We start from the raw sequence: 14,801 nt of genomic DNA on the forward strand, positions 1-14,801 counted from the left end.
TGCGCTGCATGGTGCTCACCTCTCCGTGTGCTCGGGGGGACGGACGGCAGGGCGTCCCTTCGCTCCACCGTCCCGCCCCGGACCGGGTGCGCCCAGTGCCGAGCGGGTCACGGAGCCCGGGGCCGGTCGGTCCGAGTGGGAGCGGGTCCGGTCGGCCCACGACCGGTCGCCGTCCAGCCCCTCTCGTTCCGGGCGGGGAACGGTGATCACCGGGCACTCGGCGTGGTGCAGCAGGCCGTGGACCGTCGAGCCGAGCCGCATGCCCGTGTAACCGCCCCGTCCTCGGCGTCCGACGACCAGGGCGAGGGACTCCTGGGAGGTCAGGGCGAGCTGTTCGACCGGGTGTCCTCGCAGGACCTCCGCGGTGATGCGGACGTCCGGATACCGCTCCACACAGCCCGCGACGGACTCGGACAGCCGGCGCCGGCGCTCGGCGAGCCCTTCCTCCACATCGCCGTGCGAGAGGAGGGAGCGGGGCCAGACCCACACCGCGCGCAGCCGCGCCTCACGCAGGCTCGCCTCCTCGACCGCGAACGCGACGGCCTCCCGGCACTCTTCGCTCCCGTCCACGCCGACGACGAGGGTCGGGGGGTGAACCGCGGTGTGTTCCGGGGCACGGACCACGACGACCGGACAGTCGGCGTGTGCCGTCAGCGGCACGACCACCGATCCCTCGCTCAGGACCTCGCCGACCCGGCCGAGGCGGCGCGATCCCACGACGGCGAGTGTGGCGTGCGACGCACTGTCGCGCAGCACCGTGGCCGGTGCCCCGTCGACGAGCTCGGTCGCGGTCCGCACTCCGTCGTGCAGTTCCCGCACGAGGTCCTCCGCGTTGGCCAGCGCCGACTCCGCACGGATCCGCATGGCACCCTGATGCGCGAGCGCGTCGTACCAGAGCCTGTCGTGCACGGATGGCACAGCCGCGACAAGGCGCAGCCGCAGTCCGCGGCGCGCCGCCTCGTCGGCAGCCCAGATCAGCGCCGGGATCGAGAGGTCTTGGGGGTCGACGCCGACCAGTACGTCGTTCATGGTTCCGCGTCCGGCTTCACGAAGGAGGGCGGAATGATCTCCACAGGGCAGTGCGCATGGTGGATCAAAGCGTGCGCGACACGTCCGAGGGACGGTCCGACGCCCAGCGGACGATGATCGCGGCCCATCACGATCAGGTCGGTGTGACCGCTGGCCTCGATCAGGATGCCGGGGGTACTCGTGCCCGTCTCCACGTGGTGCCCCACGATGAGATCCGGATGGACGTCGCGGACGCGGTCGGCGAGCACCTTCACCTCGTGGACGCGCTGCCGGGCGATCCCGTCGAGGTCGTCGAGCATGGTGGCGACGCTGCCGACGTGGGTGAACACGTTCCAGACGCTCACGAGCCGCAGCGCCGCCTTGCGGGCCTCCGCCTCGGCCGCCGCGAGGAGCAGCCACCCCAGGTCCTCCGCGTCGTGCACGGCCGCGGTCACCGAGCCCGTCTCGGGACGATCGCCCTCCCCGCGTACGACGATCACCGGCACCTCGGCCCGGGCCGCCACGCCAAGACCGACGGAGCCGAGCATAAGAGCGGAGAAACCGCCGAGCCCCCGGTTGCCCACCACGATCGTTCCCCGGTGGCCGGCCGCCGCCCGGAGGCCGGCCACCGGCTCCTGGCGGCTCAGTTCCTTCGTGACGGCAAGGTCCGGAAAGCGGTCCCGGACCGCGCTCGCAGCCTCGGTCAGCAGGTCGCGGCCCGCTTCACGCGCTGCCTGAAGCGTCTCTGCGTTGGCGTAGAGGGCCCGGCGGTCGGTGTCGGCGGCATGCACGAGATGCAGGGGCCGCCCCCGACGGTCCGCCTCGGAGGCTGCCCACAGCACGGCCGAGCGCCCGGAGGGGGAGCCGTCGATTCCCACGACGACGTTGCCGAGCTCCGGTCGGACGTGGGTCTCGCTGTTCATGGTTCCACCTCCGGAGTACGCCCGAGGCTCGGGAGAACGTCCCGAGGGGCGACACCTCCCACGCTGACACCGCGGGGTCCCCTCGTGATGGGCCGTTCGGTCCCCATCGCGACCTGCCCGGCCCCTGCTGCCTGGAGCGAAGGGGCAGCAACCTGAGGCTCTGGACACCCTCGTCGATCCGGACTCCGGACGAAGCGGACTCGTGTGAGGAGGAGAGTCATGACAGCGCAGGTCACCGTCGGTCTGGACGGCTCGGAGGAAAGCCTCGCCGCCACCGGGTGGGCGGCAAGTGAAGCGCTACTGCGCGAAGTACCCCTCCGGCTGGTGCACGTGGAGGAGTGGCCGAACACCCCGGAGCTGCCGCTCGCGTACGCCCGCACCCTGGCCGAGCGAGCCGAGAGGCTGCTGCGGGACGAGGCGGACCGCGCGCGAAAGGACCATCCCGATCTGGAGGTGCTCGTCGAACACGCGCGCGGCCGGGCGGCCGAGGAGCTGACTGCCGCCGCGAACGAAGCCGATCTGACCGTACTCGGTTCGCGTGGGTTCGGTGGCGTCCTCGGCTTCGTCGTCGGCTCGGTCTCGCTCGCCGTCGTCGGCTCGGCGCAACAGCCGGTCGTCCTCGTACGCGCGAAGGACGGCCAAGTGGCTCACGAAGGCGGGATCTTGGTGGGTGTCGACATCTACCACCCGTGCGAAGCCCTGCTCGCGTTCTCGTTCAACGAAGCCGCCCGCAGGAACCTGCCGCTGCGGTTCCTGCACAGCTGGACGCTTCCCGCCTCGTACGGCTACGCAGCCATCGTGGACCCGGGGATCGGCGAGGAGCTGGGAAGCCGTCTCATCGGGGGTCTCGACGACCTGCTGGAACCGTGGCGGAAGACGTACGCGGGCGTGGACGTGACGGCCAAAGCAGTGGTGGGGTCGGCCGCGTACCAGCTGGTCGAGGCGGCACGGACGGCGCAACTCGTCATCGTGGGACGCCGGAGTCGGAAGGTCCCCGTCGGCCCGCATCTGGGCCATGTCGCCCATGCGGTCATCCACCACAGCCCCGCGCCCGTCACCGTCGTCCCCTTGCCGTGAGCGGACGGCGGCGACGGACAGGGCCACATCGGCCAGCTCGGCCGGGCAGGGCCCCGCCCCGTCCGCAGGCACTACGACGGCCACAGCCGATCCGTGCGCGCCTGGCCATCGCCCAAGACCGTAGGGCAGCGGTCACGAGTCTTTCCGCGTCCGCGCGCTGCTGCTGGTTTCGGGGCTCGGGCAGGGGCATCATGGCCATCCCGGCGGATCTCGAGTGTCGACCGAGGGCGGTTGCCATGACGAACGCGCATCCCATGGATCGGCAAGCGGTGCACGACGACTACGAGCGCGTCCGGCGAACCTTCCATCGTCTCCTCGACACCGCCTCCGAGGCCGCCCTCGCCCGAGCTACCAGCGGAACGCGGTGGAACAACGAGCAACTGCTGTGGCACATGCTCTTCGGCTACGTGGTCACCCTGCGACTGCTGTTCCTGGTACGCGTCTTCGGGCGGCTCCCCGCAGTCGTGGGCAAGGGGTTCGCACGGGCGCTGGATGCGTCGACGGCACCGTTCGACCTCATCAACTACCTCGGGCCGCGCGGGGCCGTGAAGGTCTACGGGCGGCGCAGGATGGGCGATGCGTTCGACCGCGTCATCGACTCACTGCACCGCAGGCTCGCGGCGGAGCCCGAGGCCGCCCTCACCCGTGGCATGCACTACCCCATGCGATGGGACCCCTTCTTCAAGGACTTCATGACGCTCGCGGACATCTACCGCTACCCGACGCAGCACTTCGACCACCACCACGCTCAGCTCACCCTGGACGGTGGCCACTGACCCCGAGAGCGTCCCGGGTCGTCCCACGCACCTGGGCCGATCGGCCCATCGACCGGGTCCGGGCAGCCCTGGGCGTTCCTTGCGCCCGGAGAGAGGCTGGAGGCGACATCCCCGTGTCCGCCGGTCGGAGGCGGCCACGGCTGGAACGGTCCTGAAGGATGATGGTCATGCCCAAGACGAGCAGGCGGACCGCCTCCGTGCTGGCGGCCCTCGCGATGGCCGGCGCGCTGGCCTCGGGATGCGCGGCCGGCAACAGCACGGCCGGCGGCGCGGCCCTCATCCCGTCCGCCGCCCATCCCCGTCCCTCCGGCAGCGATTGCTGGGCGCCGAACGTGTCAGGCGACGACTGGGACAACTGGGACTCGTGGGGGCCTGGCATGGGGCCGGGAATGATGGGCCGCGATGGCTGCGCGTGGGGGCCTGGCATGATGGGCGGGCACTACTGGCAGCGTGGCGACGGCACCCCGGTGACGACCTTGGACCAGGCCCGACAGCGGGCCGACGCCTTCGCCGACCGGCTCGACCTGCGCGTCGGCGAGGTCATGCAGTTCTCGAAGAACTTCTACGCCGAACTGGAAACCCCTGACGGGGAGCCGGCAACGGAGATCCTCGTCGATCCGTCCGACGGTGACACCGGGATCGAGTACGGGCCGGCGATGATGTGGAACACCGATTACGGCATGCACCACCGCGGCCGGACCCAGACCCGGATCTCCCCCGACCAGGCGCAGGACCGCGCCCGGAAGTGGCTGATTGACCGGAACAGCGACCTGATCGTCGGCGAGGCCGAGGCGTTCCCCGGCTACTACACCCTCCATACCCTGCGCTCGGGCGAGATCAGCGGCATGCTGTCGGTCAACGCCTCCACCGGCGCTGTGTGGGACCACACCTGGCACGGCACCTACATCGCCACCAGCGAGCACTGACGCCAAAGCCGCACGATCCGAGTAGTACCGCTCGGCGGGGCCGTCATCTGGTCCGTGCGGGCCTGGTACCGCCGCCGCTCACGTCGCCGGATCCAGGTCGAGGCCGCGGTTCATGTACAACACCGAACCGGCCGTAGCGGTTGACGCGTATTCAGAAGAGCGGGGCCAGCGCCGGCACTCCTTGTCCGCACCTGGCGGGCTGCCGTTCCCGACGCGCTCTGCGCAGCGAATCACCTGCCGGTGATCCCGCCACCGGCCCCGGGCGGCGTGCCGGGCGCGCCCGGCACCAGGATGCGTCGTCCCGTCACCCGACGCGGTGCGAGCGTCACGACGGTGTCCCGCCCGTCCCCCGCCCACGGCGCCGAATAAGCACCGCTCTTGATTCTCCGTACCGCCGCCTCGTCCGACACCGTGCGTGCCGGACCGACGAAGAGCACGCTCCAGCCCTGGCTGAAGGCTTCGTCCAGGTGGTCCTCCTCGAAGGCGACCTCCGCGCCGGACGCCGAGGCGCGCGCGAGGGACGAGTCCGCGGCGGTCATGAAGACGATCTCCCTGTCGACGACCTGGTAGTTCACGGGAAACACCGCCGGCCCGTCCGGTCCTTCGACGGCGACCCGGCCGACGCCGTGGCCGTCGAGCAGCTCCCAGCACTCGGCCTCGCCGATCTCCTCCATCCGCGCCCCGTACCCGGCACGGGCTCCTCCGGGCGTGAGGTCCGCCGTGTTCCCGGTGAGATCCTGGACGGTGGTCTCCAGGGCGTTCGCGAGGCGGACCAGGAACTCGATTCCCGGCGTGGGCAGTCGCTCCTCCACATAGGCGATGTAGCCGGGCGTGGAGCCGGCCCGTGCGGCCACGTCCTCCCACGAGAGGCCGAGCTGCGTGCGCCTTGCCGCCACGCGACGGCCCAGGTCGCTGGTGTGCGGGTTGTGCCGGTCATCGGCCGTGTTCATCACAGCTCTCCTTCCGTGGTCACGGGGCGCCGCTGGGGTACGACGGCGACCGGGCATGAGGCGTGGTGCAGGGCACGGTGGGCGACCCTGCCGAGCTCCAGACCGACGAGCCCTCCCCGGCGCCGCGCCCCGACGACCAGGAGGTCGGCGGCGGCCGAGCGCTCGGTCAGCATCTTGTGAGCGGGGCCCTCGACCGAGCTCCTGCGCAGGCGGACCTGGGGATGTTCGGACGCCGCGGCCTCAAGGGCCTTGTCGAGCAGCTCGGAGGACTCTTCCGCAAAGTACGCGCCCCCAGCGCGCTTCATCAGCAGGTGGTCGGCCGGTCCATGCGCCGGCCGTCGCCAGGCGTGAACGACGTCGAGTTCCGCGTCCCGGACCGCTGCCTCGCGGAAGGCGAACCACACGGCCGGCGAGTCCACGTCCTGCTCTCCGACGCCGAGCAGGACTCGCTCGTGGCGTGCCTCCAGTGCCTGTCGGTCCCCTCTGACGACGACGACCGGGCAGTGGGCCCGGGCGGCCACGAGAAGGCTGACGGATCCGAGCAGCAGGTCGGCGAACTCACCGCGGCCTCGGGACCCGACGACGAGGATCGTGCCCTCCCGGCCCTCCGTGAGCAACGCGGTGGACGCGTCTTCGGCGAGGACGTCCGTGGTGAGCGGGAGGTCGGGTGCGCGGCGCCGGGCGCGTTCGGCCGCAGTGCCGACGATGTTCTCGGCGAGGACCTGGCCCGAAGGCCTGCCCGTGCTCCAAGTCGGCACGACTCCCTCGTACCGTTCCCACAGTGAAGCATGGACGATGCGCAGCGGAAGCCCGTGCCGTACTGCTTCGTCAACAGCCCAGTCCAGGGCCGCGAGACTCGCGTCGGACCCGTCCACTCCTACCACCAGGGGCGATTCCATCGTGCCCACCGCCTTCCGAGTCGTGAGGTGACCTGCTGTCCACGCTCGCACCGGGCGGAGCGGGCAGGGTAGGGCCGGTCGGCCCCGGGCACGGCCCTCCCGGACCACGCAGGGAGGCCGCACGACGGAAGGAAGGGCCCATCCGCTTCTCGCGGATCCTGATCGCGCGGTGCGCGGCTCGAAGCCGCTTCCCCGCGCCCCTCGGGCGGGCCCCTCCTCATCTTCAGGAAAGCACCGGCACACGGTGCGTGCCAGGGCTGTCCAGGGCCCGACGTGCCCCGTTCGGCCCTTGTCGTCCCGGGTCTGGCAGCGGCACGCTCGCATCGACAGGACCTGGGGGCGCAGAAGTACCGGAGGCCCGCCATGAAGCATCCACGTACCGTCGACGACGTGATGACCCACGCGGTGGTCTCCGCCAGGCTCGACGCACCGGTCCAGGAGATCGTCCGGTCCATGCGGCGCTGGGGCGTGAGCGCGGTGCCCGTGCTATCCACCGAGGGGCGGGTGGTCGGCGTGGTGTCCGAGGCGGACGTACTCGGCAAGGTCCCGGGAGAGAACCACCCGGACGGCGCCGGAGCGGTGACGGCGGGCAGCTTGATGTCGGCTCCGGCCGTCACCGTTCCACGCGGGGCCACTATCGCGGGGGCCGCACGGCTGATGGGGCGGGGCCGTCTCAAGCGACTTCCCGTGGTGGACGAGGACGGCCGCCCGGTCGGTGTCGTCAGCCGGGGCGACCTGCTCAAGGTCTACCTTCGCTCCGACGCCGAGCTCGCCGAGGACGTGCGCCACGAGCTCCTCACGCATCTGATCCCCGAAGGCGACGCCGCACTCACCGTACGGGTCGCGGACGGCTCGGTGACACTCGCAGGACGCCTGCCGCAGTCCGTTCCGGCGGACCTGGCCCTGCGCCTGACCCGGGCCGTGCCCGGCGTGGTGGAGGCCGTGGCGGACTTCACGGCCACCGCTTAGGGGCCTGCGTGCCATGCGGCGGGAAGTGCTGGACCCTCGCGTCCGGGCCCGGGAACACCAGAGTGACCCGACCCGTGTCCGACCACCGGACGTCGAAGGGCGGAGTGCCGTCCGCATGGTGCAGCCCGACGATCTCGCCGTCACGCCCCTCGTCCCCGACCGTGGCGCCGCCCACGATCAGCCGGTCGCCGACGTGGGCCCACAGTCCGGCGCGGTGCTTCTCCTGACCTTGTCGTGTTCCGCTCGCGGTCATGGTTCTCGCCTCCCGGCCGGGGCACCGGCCGCGGCGCTCCCGAGGCTGGTGCTCTCGCCCTCCACCGTCCGTCCCGGCCTGCCGACCGTCATAGGGGCCAACAGTCCCGGAAGGGGACCATTCGGCACTGCCCGGCAGTGGGCTTCGCGCACCAGGGTGGGACCTACCGGGGCCGTCGCGCCCCGTGAAGGAGGACCGTCATGCAGCACCGCACGGTTTTCGAGGTGATGACGCACGAGGTGGTCACCGCCGTCCCCACGACACCGTTCAAGGAGATCGCCCGGCTCTTCGCCGACCACGACATCTCGGCGGTCCCGGTCGTCGACGACGGCCGACGCCTGCTCGGCGTGGTCTCCGAGGCCGACCTTCTGCGATCCACCGCCGAGCTCCCCGACCTGGAGGGCCGTTGGACGGGCGTCCGACTGCTGTCCCAGGAGCGAGGGCTGCCCGATGCGGAGACGGCCGCCCAGCTCATGACCTCGCCCGCCATCACCGCACAGGCGAACTGGAATCTCGTCGAGACGGCCCGGACGATGCACCGCAAGGGGGTCAAGCGGCTTCCCGTCACCGACGAGACCGGTCGACTCGTCGGGATCGTCAGCCGCAGCGACCTGCTGCGGCCCTTCCTGCGCGGTGACAGCGCGATCCGCGACGAGATCGAGCACGACGTCCTCGCCGACACCCTGCGCCTCGCGCCCGACACGATCCGCGTGAGCGTCGACGACGGAGTCGTGACACTGGCGGGCCGGGTCGAGGAGCGCGCGGACATCACCGTGATCCTGCGGCTCTGCCGTTCGGTCGATGGAGTCGTCGCCCTGCACGAGTCGATCGAGTACGCCTACGACAACCTCGCGCTCGACGTGGAGCCACCGCGATGAAAGCCCTGTGGGTGGCGCCGGTCATGCCCGACTACGACAGCGCGCGGGCCACGTTCTCCTGGCGACGCGAACGGCCCCGGCTCGCCGGGCTGCCGGACGGCGGCATCAACATCGGGTACGAAGCGGTCGACCGGCACCTGCACGAGGGGCACGGCGAACGCGTCGCGCTGCGCTGCGTCGCCCACGACGGATCCATGCAGACGGTGACCTTCGCCCGGCTCGCGGCCGAGAGCTCCCGCTTCGCGCACGTGCTGGAGACGCTCGGCGTGGGACGCGGCGAGCGGGTGTTCAGCCTGCTCGGCCGCAGGTCCGAGCTGTTCAGCACCGTCCTCGGAACGCTGCGCGCCGGCCGCGTCCTGTGCCCGCTGTTCACCGCCTTCGGTCCCGAACCCGTCGCCCTGCGCATGGAGCTGGGCAACGCCCGTGCGCTCGTCACGACCCGAGAGCTGTACGAGCGGAAGGTGGCCCCGGTACGGTCCCGCCTTCCGCACCTGCGGTACGTCCTGCTCCTCGACCCCGGGGCCGACCCGCCCCCGGACACCCTCTCCTTCCCTGCTCTCACGGCCGCCGCGCCGGACACGTACACGGTCGGACCGACCGATCCCGCAGAGCCGGCGCTGCTGCACTTCACCAGCGGCACGACAGGCACCCCCAAGGGCGCGATACACGTGCACGAGGCGGTCCTCGCCCATCACGTCACCGCCGCCTACGCCCTGGATCTGCACGAGGGCGACGTCTTCTGGTGCACCGCCGACCCCGGCTGGGTCACCGGCATGTCGTACGGCATCATCGCCCCGCTCACCCACGGAGTGACGACCGTCGTCGACGAAGGGGACTTCGCCCCCGCTCACTGGTACGGGATCCTCGCCGACCAGCACGTCACCGTCTGGTACACGGCACCCACGGCACTCCGCATGCTCATGCGGGCCGCACCGCGCAGCGGCGCCCCGACGCCCGCCGCGCGGCACGACCTCTCGTCGCTCCGGTTCGTCGCGAGCGTCGGCGAGCCACTCAATCCCGAGGCCGTGCACTGGGGCCGGGAGGCACTCGGGCTCCCGGTCCACGACACCTGGTGGCAGACCGAAACCGGTGCCATCATGATCGCCAACTTCGCGGCCGATCCGGTACGCCCCGGTTCGATGGGCCGACCGCTTCCCGGTGTCGAGGCCACTGTACTGGCATGCGGCGAGGACGGCCGGGCCGCGGTCACCGACGGGCACGTCCACATCCTCCAGGAGCCGGGCGCCCAGGGCGAACTCGCCCTGCGGGCGGGCTGGCCGTCGATGTTCCGCGGCTACCTCCACGAACCGAGCCGTTACGAGGCGTGCTTCACGGACGGGTGGTACCTGACCGGCGACCTGGTCAGCCGCGACGCCGACGGCTGGTACTGGTTCGTGGGCCGCGCCGACGACGTCATCAAGTCCGCGGGGCACCTCATCGGGCCGTTCGAGGTGGAGAGCGCGCTCATGGAGCATCCGGCGGTCGCCGAGGCCGGGGTCATCGGACGTCCTGACCAGCTGGCCGGCGCGATCGTCAAGGCGTTCGTGCTGCCGCGCCCCGAGTATCCGCCCGACGCCGAACTTCGGCGCGACGTCCTGGCGTTCGCGCGTCGGCGCCTCGGCCCGGCCGTCGCCCCCCGGGAGATCGAGTTCGTCGAGGATCTGCCGCACACCCGCAGCGGAAAGGTGATGCGCCGTCTGTTGCGGGCCCGCGAACTGGGCCTGCCCGAGGGCGATGTCTCGACGCTGGAGACACCCGAACCGGCCGGGCCGACCGGGCTCTCCGGGAAGGAGCCGTGATGGCCACCGCACACGGCGGCACGTCCGCCAAAGCATCGCCGACGAAGCGTCCCCGTCGCACTCGTGCACCCGCGTCGCCCTCCCGCACTCCAGCGACGGCTCATGACCTGGACCTCCTGCGGCAGATGCTGCTCATCCGGCGGTTCGAGGAGCGCTGCGTCGAGCTGTACAGTGCGGCGGCGATCCGGGGCTTCGTCCACCTGTACATCGGCGAGGAGGCGGTGGCGGTCGGTGTCCACCAGGCGCTCGACGAGCGGGACGCGGTCGTCTCCACGTACCGCGAACACGGCCACGCCCTGGCCCGTGGAATACCGCCCGAGGCCGTGATGGCGGAGATGTACGGGAAGAGCACGGGGTGCAGCCGCGGCCGCGGCGGCTCCATGCACCTCTTCGACGCCATCCGCCGCTTCTACGGCGGCAACGCCATCGTGGGAGGCGGACTGCCGCTCGCGGCCGGACTGGCGCTCGCCGACCGGATGCGCGGCGAGCCCCGGGTGACCTGCTGCTTCTTCGGTGACGGGGCCTTCGCGGAGGGCGAGTTCCACGAGACCGCCAACCTGGCGGCGCTCTGGGGACTGCCCGTGCTCTTCGTCTGTGAGAACAACCTGTACGCGATGGGTACGGCCCTCGCTCGCGAACACGCCCAGACGGACCTCGCCATGCGGGCAGCGTCGTACGGCATGGCGGCCTGGGCCGTCGACGGCATGGACGTACACGCCGTGGAGAAGGCGGCGCGCGGGGCTGTCGAGTCCATCCGAGCCGGCAACGGACCACACTTCCTGGAGATGCGGACATATCGCTTCCGAGCGCACTCGATGTACGACCCGGACCGGTACCGGCCGAAGGACGAGATCGAGGAATGGAAGCGGCACGACCCTGTCACGGGCCTCGCCGATGGCATGACCGCGGCCGGTCTCCTCGACACCGCCGCGTTGGAGGCTCTGGACCACGAGGTCATGGAGGAGATCGACCGAGCCGTCCGGATGGCCGAACAGGCTCCCCAGGAGCCGGCCGAAGACCTGCTGCTCCATGTCACCGGCCGACACGAGGAGGCTCCGTCATGAGCACGCGTACGCGACCGCGGGCGCATCCCGACGACGGCACCATCACATACAGGGAGGCCCTGCGGGAGGGTCTGCGCGAGGCTCTGACCGCGGACGATCGGGTCTTCCTCATGGGCGAGGACGTGGGCCGCTACGGCGGATGCTTCGGAGTGAGCCTCGGTCTCCTGGAGGAGTTCGGGCCCGAGCGTGTCCGGGACACGCCCCTGTCGGAGTCCGCGTTCGTCGGAGCCGGTATCGGCACCGCCCTGGCCGGGATGAGGCCGGTCGTCGAGATCATGACGGTCAACTTCAGCCTGCTGGCCCTCGACCAGATCCTCAACAACGCCGCCACCCTGCGACACATGTCCGGCGGCCAGCTCGGTGTGCCGCTGGTGATCCGCATGACGACGGGCGCGGGACGGCAGCTGGCCGCCCAGCACTCCCACAGCCTCGAAGGCTGGTACGCGCACATCCCCGGGCTCCGGGTCCTGGCGCCGGTCACGGTCGACGACGCCCGTCACATGCTGGCGGCCGCGCTTGCCGACCCCGACCCGGTCCTGATCTTCGAGCACGGCAGCCTCTACAACACGGCCGGCATGCTCGATCCGGCGGTCCATGATGTCGACCTGGACCGCGCGGCCGTCCGCCGCGAGGGTACCGACGTCACGGTCGTCGCGTACGGCGGTTGCGTGTCCAAGGCTCTCGAAGCCGCAGAGGCAATGGCTGGGGAGGGGATCAGCGCGGAGGTCGTCGACCTGCGAACGCTGCGGCCCCTGGACGACACCACGATCGTCGGCTCGGTCCGGCGGACCCACCGGGCCGTCGTGGTCGATGAGGGCTGGCGCAGCGGCAGCCTGTCGGCCGAGGTCGAGTCGCGTATCTACGAACAGGCGTTCTTCGACCTCGACGCGCCCGTCGAACGGGTCTGCAGCGCGGAGGTCCCCATCCCGTACGCCCGCCGGCTGGAGGAGGCGGCGCTCCCCCAGTCGGCCGGAATCGTGGCGGCGGCGCGCCGGGTGGTGAGCTGAGATGGCCGAGTTCACCATGCCGTCGCTCGGCGCCGACATGGACGAGGGCATGCTCTCCCAGTGGCTGGTGCACCCGGGTGACCAGGTGATGCGGGGCGACGTCGTCGCCGTGGTCGAGACCGCCAAGTCCGCGATCGAGGTGGAGTGTTTCGACAGCGGTACGGTCGAGGCCCTCCTCGTCGACGAAGGCACCACCGTGCCGGTGGGCACCCCGCTGGCACGTATCGGCACGACCGCCGAAATCCGGCCGACCGAAAGCCCGTCCACGGAAAGACAGCTCGTCGAAAGCCTGCCGACGTCGACACCCCTCGTCCGCCGACTCGCCAAGGACCGGCACGTCGACCTCGCCGCCGTCCATGGTTCGGGCCCGGGAGGCAGGATCACACGCGCCGACGTGGAGCACGCGGAACTGGAGCCGGAACCTGCACCAGCACCAGAGCGCGACATGACCGAGCCGACGACACGGCAGGCGAAGCCACTGTACAGCGACAACTCGACCGCGGAACGCCCCGCTCCGATGCGCGTGAAGTCCTCACCGCTCGCGCGGAGTCTGGCCACGGAACTCGGCGTCGACCTCGCCGAAGTGACCGGAACGGGCCGGGGCGGCACCGTCCGTGCAGAGGATGTCCGTTCCGCCGCAGCCGACAAGGGAGCACCGCGGCCGGCCGTCCCGGAAGCGGCACGATCGGCCACAGCCCGGCTCATGAGTCGATCCAAGCGGGAGATCCCCCACTTCTACCTGTCCACTACCGTGGACATGGCAGCGGCCCTGGAGTGGATGCACGCCCGCAACCGCGAACTGCCGCTGTCCGCCCGCCTGGTGCCCGCCGCACTCACCTTCAAGGCCGTCGCGATGGCAGCGCGCAAAGTGCCCGAGCTCAACGGGCACTGGGGCGACGACGGCTTCGTCCCGGCGGAGGAGGTACGGCTGGGTGTTGCCGTTTCCTTGCGGGGCGGTGGCCTTGTCGCCCCGGCCCTCGCCCACGCCGACACGCTCTCCGTGGCCGAGGTGATGGCCGCGCTCAAGGACCTGGTGGCACGGGCACGGGGCGGTCGGCTCCGAGCGTCGCAGACCGCCGATCCCAGTCTCACCGTCACGAACCTCGGCGACCAGGGCGTCGAGACGGTGTTCGGCGTCATCTACCCGCCGCAGGTCGCGCTCGTCGGCCTCGGCAGGATCGTCGAACGACCGGTGGCCGTGAACGGCCTGCTGGGAGTACGTCCCGTGCTGACGGCCACACTGTCCGCCGATCACCGAGCTGCCGACGGCGCCACCGGCGCGCGTCTCCTGACCGCCATGGACCGGCTCCTGCAACGACCGGAGGAACTGTGAACCACGACCAGGCAAAGGCGTTCGTTCGGCAAGCCGTGCAGCGTGTCGTCCCCGGTGCCGAGTTCACCGGTCTCGATCCCGACGTGTCCCTGCGCGCCACGTTCGAGATGGATTCGCTGGACTTCCTCGAGTTCGTCGAGGCGCTCGCCGAACTCAGCGGGACGGAGCTCACCGAGGACGACTATCCGGCTCTCGACACCTGGGACGGCTGCGCCGCTCGCCTGGTGGGCGGGGCACGTGGCTCCACACAGGGAAGGAGAGGGTGATGCGTCACCGCAGGATCGACCGGCTGATGACCCGTGAGGTGGTGAGCGTCCGCGGCGACACCCCGTTCAAGGAGATCGTCCGCACGCTCTCGCACCACCAGGTGACCGCTGTTCCCGTGGTGGACGGCGAGGGCCGGGTGGTCGGGGTGGTGTCGGAAGGGGACCTGCTGCGGAAGACCGCCGACCAACCCGCCACACCAGGTGACCCGCCGGCCGTTCCGGCCCTGGAAGCGTGGGAGCGGGCGAAGGCCGAGGGGACACGGGCCGAGGAGCTGATGTCCGCACCCGCCGTGTGCGCCCGTCCGGATTGGACCGTGGCGGAGGCGGCACGGCTGATGGAGGTCCAGGGGGTCAAGCGGCTCGTCGTCGTCGACGGCGAGGACCGCTTGGTGGGCATCGTCAGCCGCCGCGACCTGCTGGGCGTCTTCCTCCGCGAGGACGACGACATCCGCCGGGAGATCGTCGAGGACGTGCTCGGCGAAACGCTCCGTCTCGGACCGGCCGTCCTCACCGTCGAGGTGCGAGACGGGAGGGTGGACCTCAGCGGCAGGCTGCCCTTCCGGCGCATGATCCCGGCGGTCGAGCGCATGTGCGCGACGGCGGACGGCGTGGTCTCGGTCTCCTCCACCCGCCTCACCTACGACGTCGACGACACCTGACAAGGAGGTGCACG

Annotated in this window: 15 protein-coding genes and 1 pseudogene; 11 read left to right on the plus strand and 5 right to left on the minus strand. The window is 71.2% G+C overall.

The features are described 5' to 3' along the window. Positions 1-15: 15 nt before the first annotated feature. Together ACFYX3_RS35415 and ACFYX3_RS35420 are read right to left on the minus strand one after the other, a co-directional pair. Positions 16-1,029 (minus strand): universal stress protein, encoded by a 1,014-nt coding sequence (locus ACFYX3_RS35415; protein ID WP_389022668.1) that lies wholly within the window; start codon positions 1,027-1,029, stop codon positions 16-18. Continuing rightward, the gene (locus ACFYX3_RS35420; RefSeq protein ID WP_389022671.1) at positions 1,026-1,931 is read right to left on the minus strand and encodes a universal stress protein; all 906 of its coding nucleotides are present in this window, start codon (positions 1,929-1,931) and stop codon (positions 1,026-1,028) included. The genes ACFYX3_RS35415 and ACFYX3_RS35420 overlap by 4 nt, the downstream gene beginning before the upstream one ends. A 219-nt stretch (positions 1,932-2,150) precedes the next feature. Here ACFYX3_RS35420 and ACFYX3_RS35425 point away from each other — a divergent pair, with 219 nt between their 5' ends. The 3 genes from ACFYX3_RS35425 (at position 2,151) to ACFYX3_RS35435 (ending at position 4,710) form a co-directional block, all read left to right on the plus strand. Beyond that, positions 2,151-3,008 carry a universal stress protein gene (locus ACFYX3_RS35425; RefSeq protein ID WP_389022674.1) on the plus strand — a complete coding sequence of 286 codons (858 nt, stop codon included), beginning with the start codon at positions 2,151-2,153 and terminating at the stop codon, positions 3,006-3,008. Positions 3,009-3,262: 254 nt separating this feature from the next. Then, positions 3,263-3,784 carry a DinB family protein gene (locus ACFYX3_RS35430; RefSeq protein ID WP_389022677.1) on the plus strand — a complete coding sequence of 174 codons (522 nt, stop codon included), beginning with the start codon at positions 3,263-3,265 and terminating at the stop codon, positions 3,782-3,784. A 167-nt stretch (positions 3,785-3,951) separates the two neighbouring features. Next, complete coding sequence (locus tag ACFYX3_RS35435) at positions 3,952-4,710, plus strand: hypothetical protein (protein ID WP_389022680.1); 759 nt, start codon at positions 3,952-3,954, stop codon at positions 4,708-4,710. Between the two features lie 230 nt (positions 4,711-4,940). On the opposite strand, the gene ACFYX3_RS35440 is transcribed toward ACFYX3_RS35435, so the two are convergent. Next, entirely contained in the window at positions 4,941-5,660 is a 720-nt protein-coding gene (locus ACFYX3_RS35440; protein ID WP_389022683.1) for a helix-turn-helix domain-containing protein, read from the minus strand. Then, a complete protein-coding gene (locus ACFYX3_RS35445) occupies positions 5,660-6,559 on the minus strand; it encodes a universal stress protein (RefSeq protein WP_389022686.1) in 900 nt (299 codons plus the stop codon). The genes ACFYX3_RS35440 and ACFYX3_RS35445 overlap by 1 nt, the downstream gene beginning before the upstream one ends. A 363-nt stretch (positions 6,560-6,922) precedes the next feature. On the opposite strand from ACFYX3_RS35445, the gene ACFYX3_RS35450 reads away from it, so the two are divergent. Next, positions 6,923-7,528: a CBS domain-containing protein gene (locus ACFYX3_RS35450; protein WP_389022690.1), complete on the plus strand. Its 606-nt coding sequence runs from the start codon at positions 6,923-6,925 to the stop codon at positions 7,526-7,528. Positions 7,529-7,553: 25 nt separating this feature from the next. On the opposite strand, the pseudogene ACFYX3_RS35455 reads toward ACFYX3_RS35450, so the two are convergent. Further along, a pseudogene (locus tag ACFYX3_RS35455) lies at positions 7,554-7,733 on the minus strand (DUF1918 domain-containing protein); the annotation flags it as partial. A 248-nt stretch (positions 7,734-7,981) separates the two neighbouring features. Between ACFYX3_RS35455 and ACFYX3_RS35460 the strand changes: the two are divergent. The 7 genes from ACFYX3_RS35460 (at position 7,982) to ACFYX3_RS35490 (ending at position 14,787) form a co-directional block, all read left to right on the plus strand. Further along, positions 7,982-8,659, plus strand: coding sequence for a CBS domain-containing protein (locus tag ACFYX3_RS35460; RefSeq protein WP_389022694.1), 678 nt, complete (start codon positions 7,982-7,984; stop codon positions 8,657-8,659). Continuing rightward, the gene (gene acsA, locus ACFYX3_RS35465; protein WP_389022699.1) at positions 8,656-10,458 is read left to right on the plus strand and encodes an acetate--CoA ligase; all 1,803 of its coding nucleotides are present in this window, start codon (positions 8,656-8,658) and stop codon (positions 10,456-10,458) included. The genes ACFYX3_RS35460 and acsA overlap by 4 nt, the downstream gene beginning before the upstream one ends. 125 nt (positions 10,459-10,583) lie before the next feature. Continuing rightward, positions 10,584-11,522, plus strand: a complete 939-nt coding sequence (gene pdhA, locus ACFYX3_RS35470) for a pyruvate dehydrogenase (acetyl-transferring) E1 component subunit alpha (RefSeq protein WP_389022704.1) — start codon at positions 10,584-10,586, stop codon at positions 11,520-11,522. Beyond that, positions 11,519-12,529: an alpha-ketoacid dehydrogenase subunit beta gene (locus ACFYX3_RS35475; protein WP_389022708.1), complete on the plus strand. Its 1,011-nt coding sequence runs from the start codon at positions 11,519-11,521 to the stop codon at positions 12,527-12,529. The genes pdhA and ACFYX3_RS35475 overlap by 4 nt, the downstream gene beginning before the upstream one ends. Before the next feature lies 1 nt (position 12,530). After that, a complete protein-coding gene (locus tag ACFYX3_RS35480) occupies positions 12,531-13,862 on the plus strand; it encodes a 2-oxo acid dehydrogenase subunit E2 (RefSeq protein WP_389022711.1) in 1,332 nt (443 codons plus the stop codon). Then, a complete protein-coding gene (locus ACFYX3_RS35485; protein ID WP_389022714.1) occupies positions 13,859-14,128 on the plus strand; it encodes an acyl carrier protein in 270 nt (89 codons plus the stop codon). Before ACFYX3_RS35480 ends, ACFYX3_RS35485 begins: the two co-directional genes overlap by 4 nt. Further along, entirely contained in the window at positions 14,128-14,787 is a 660-nt protein-coding gene (locus tag ACFYX3_RS35490) for a CBS domain-containing protein (RefSeq protein ID WP_389022717.1), read from the plus strand. The genes ACFYX3_RS35485 and ACFYX3_RS35490 overlap by 1 nt, the downstream gene beginning before the upstream one ends. Positions 14,788-14,801: the final 14 nt, after the last annotated feature.

The sequence above is a fragment of the Streptomyces sp. NPDC002463 genome, from assembly GCF_042889835.1.
Taxonomy (GTDB): Bacteria; Actinomycetota; Actinomycetes; order Streptomycetales; family Streptomycetaceae; genus Streptomyces; species Streptomyces nymphaeiformis.

Coding starts and splice junctions, on each gene's coding strand:
- ACFYX3_RS35480 (WP_389022711.1), top strand. CDS start 12,531: ATGGCCGAGTTCACCATGCCGTCGCTCGGCGCCGACATGGACGAGGGC.
- ACFYX3_RS35450 (WP_389022690.1), top strand. CDS start 6,923: ATGAAGCATCCACGTACCGTCGACGACGTGATGACCCACGCGGTGGTC.
- ACFYX3_RS35415 (WP_389022668.1), bottom strand. CDS start 1,029: ATGAACGACGTACTGGTCGGCGTCGACCCCCAAGACCTCTCGATCCCG.
- ACFYX3_RS35460 (WP_389022694.1), top strand. CDS start 7,982: ATGCAGCACCGCACGGTTTTCGAGGTGATGACGCACGAGGTGGTCACC.
- ACFYX3_RS35445 (WP_389022686.1), bottom strand. CDS start 6,559: ATGGAATCGCCCCTGGTGGTAGGAGTGGACGGGTCCGACGCGAGTCTC.
- ACFYX3_RS35490 (WP_389022717.1), top strand. CDS start 14,128: ATGCGTCACCGCAGGATCGACCGGCTGATGACCCGTGAGGTGGTGAGC.
- ACFYX3_RS35440 (WP_389022683.1), bottom strand. CDS start 5,660: ATGAACACGGCCGATGACCGGCACAACCCGCACACCAGCGACCTGGGC.
- pdhA (WP_389022704.1), top strand. CDS start 10,584: ATGCTGCTCATCCGGCGGTTCGAGGAGCGCTGCGTCGAGCTGTACAGT.
- acsA (WP_389022699.1), top strand. CDS start 8,656: ATGAAAGCCCTGTGGGTGGCGCCGGTCATGCCCGACTACGACAGCGCG.
- ACFYX3_RS35430 (WP_389022677.1), top strand. CDS start 3,263: ATGGATCGGCAAGCGGTGCACGACGACTACGAGCGCGTCCGGCGAACC.
- ACFYX3_RS35420 (WP_389022671.1), bottom strand. CDS start 1,931: ATGAACAGCGAGACCCACGTCCGACCGGAGCTCGGCAACGTCGTCGTG.
- ACFYX3_RS35435 (WP_389022680.1), top strand. CDS start 3,952: ATGCCCAAGACGAGCAGGCGGACCGCCTCCGTGCTGGCGGCCCTCGCG.
- ACFYX3_RS35475 (WP_389022708.1), top strand. CDS start 11,519: ATGAGCACGCGTACGCGACCGCGGGCGCATCCCGACGACGGCACCATC.
- ACFYX3_RS35425 (WP_389022674.1), top strand. CDS start 2,151: ATGACAGCGCAGGTCACCGTCGGTCTGGACGGCTCGGAGGAAAGCCTC.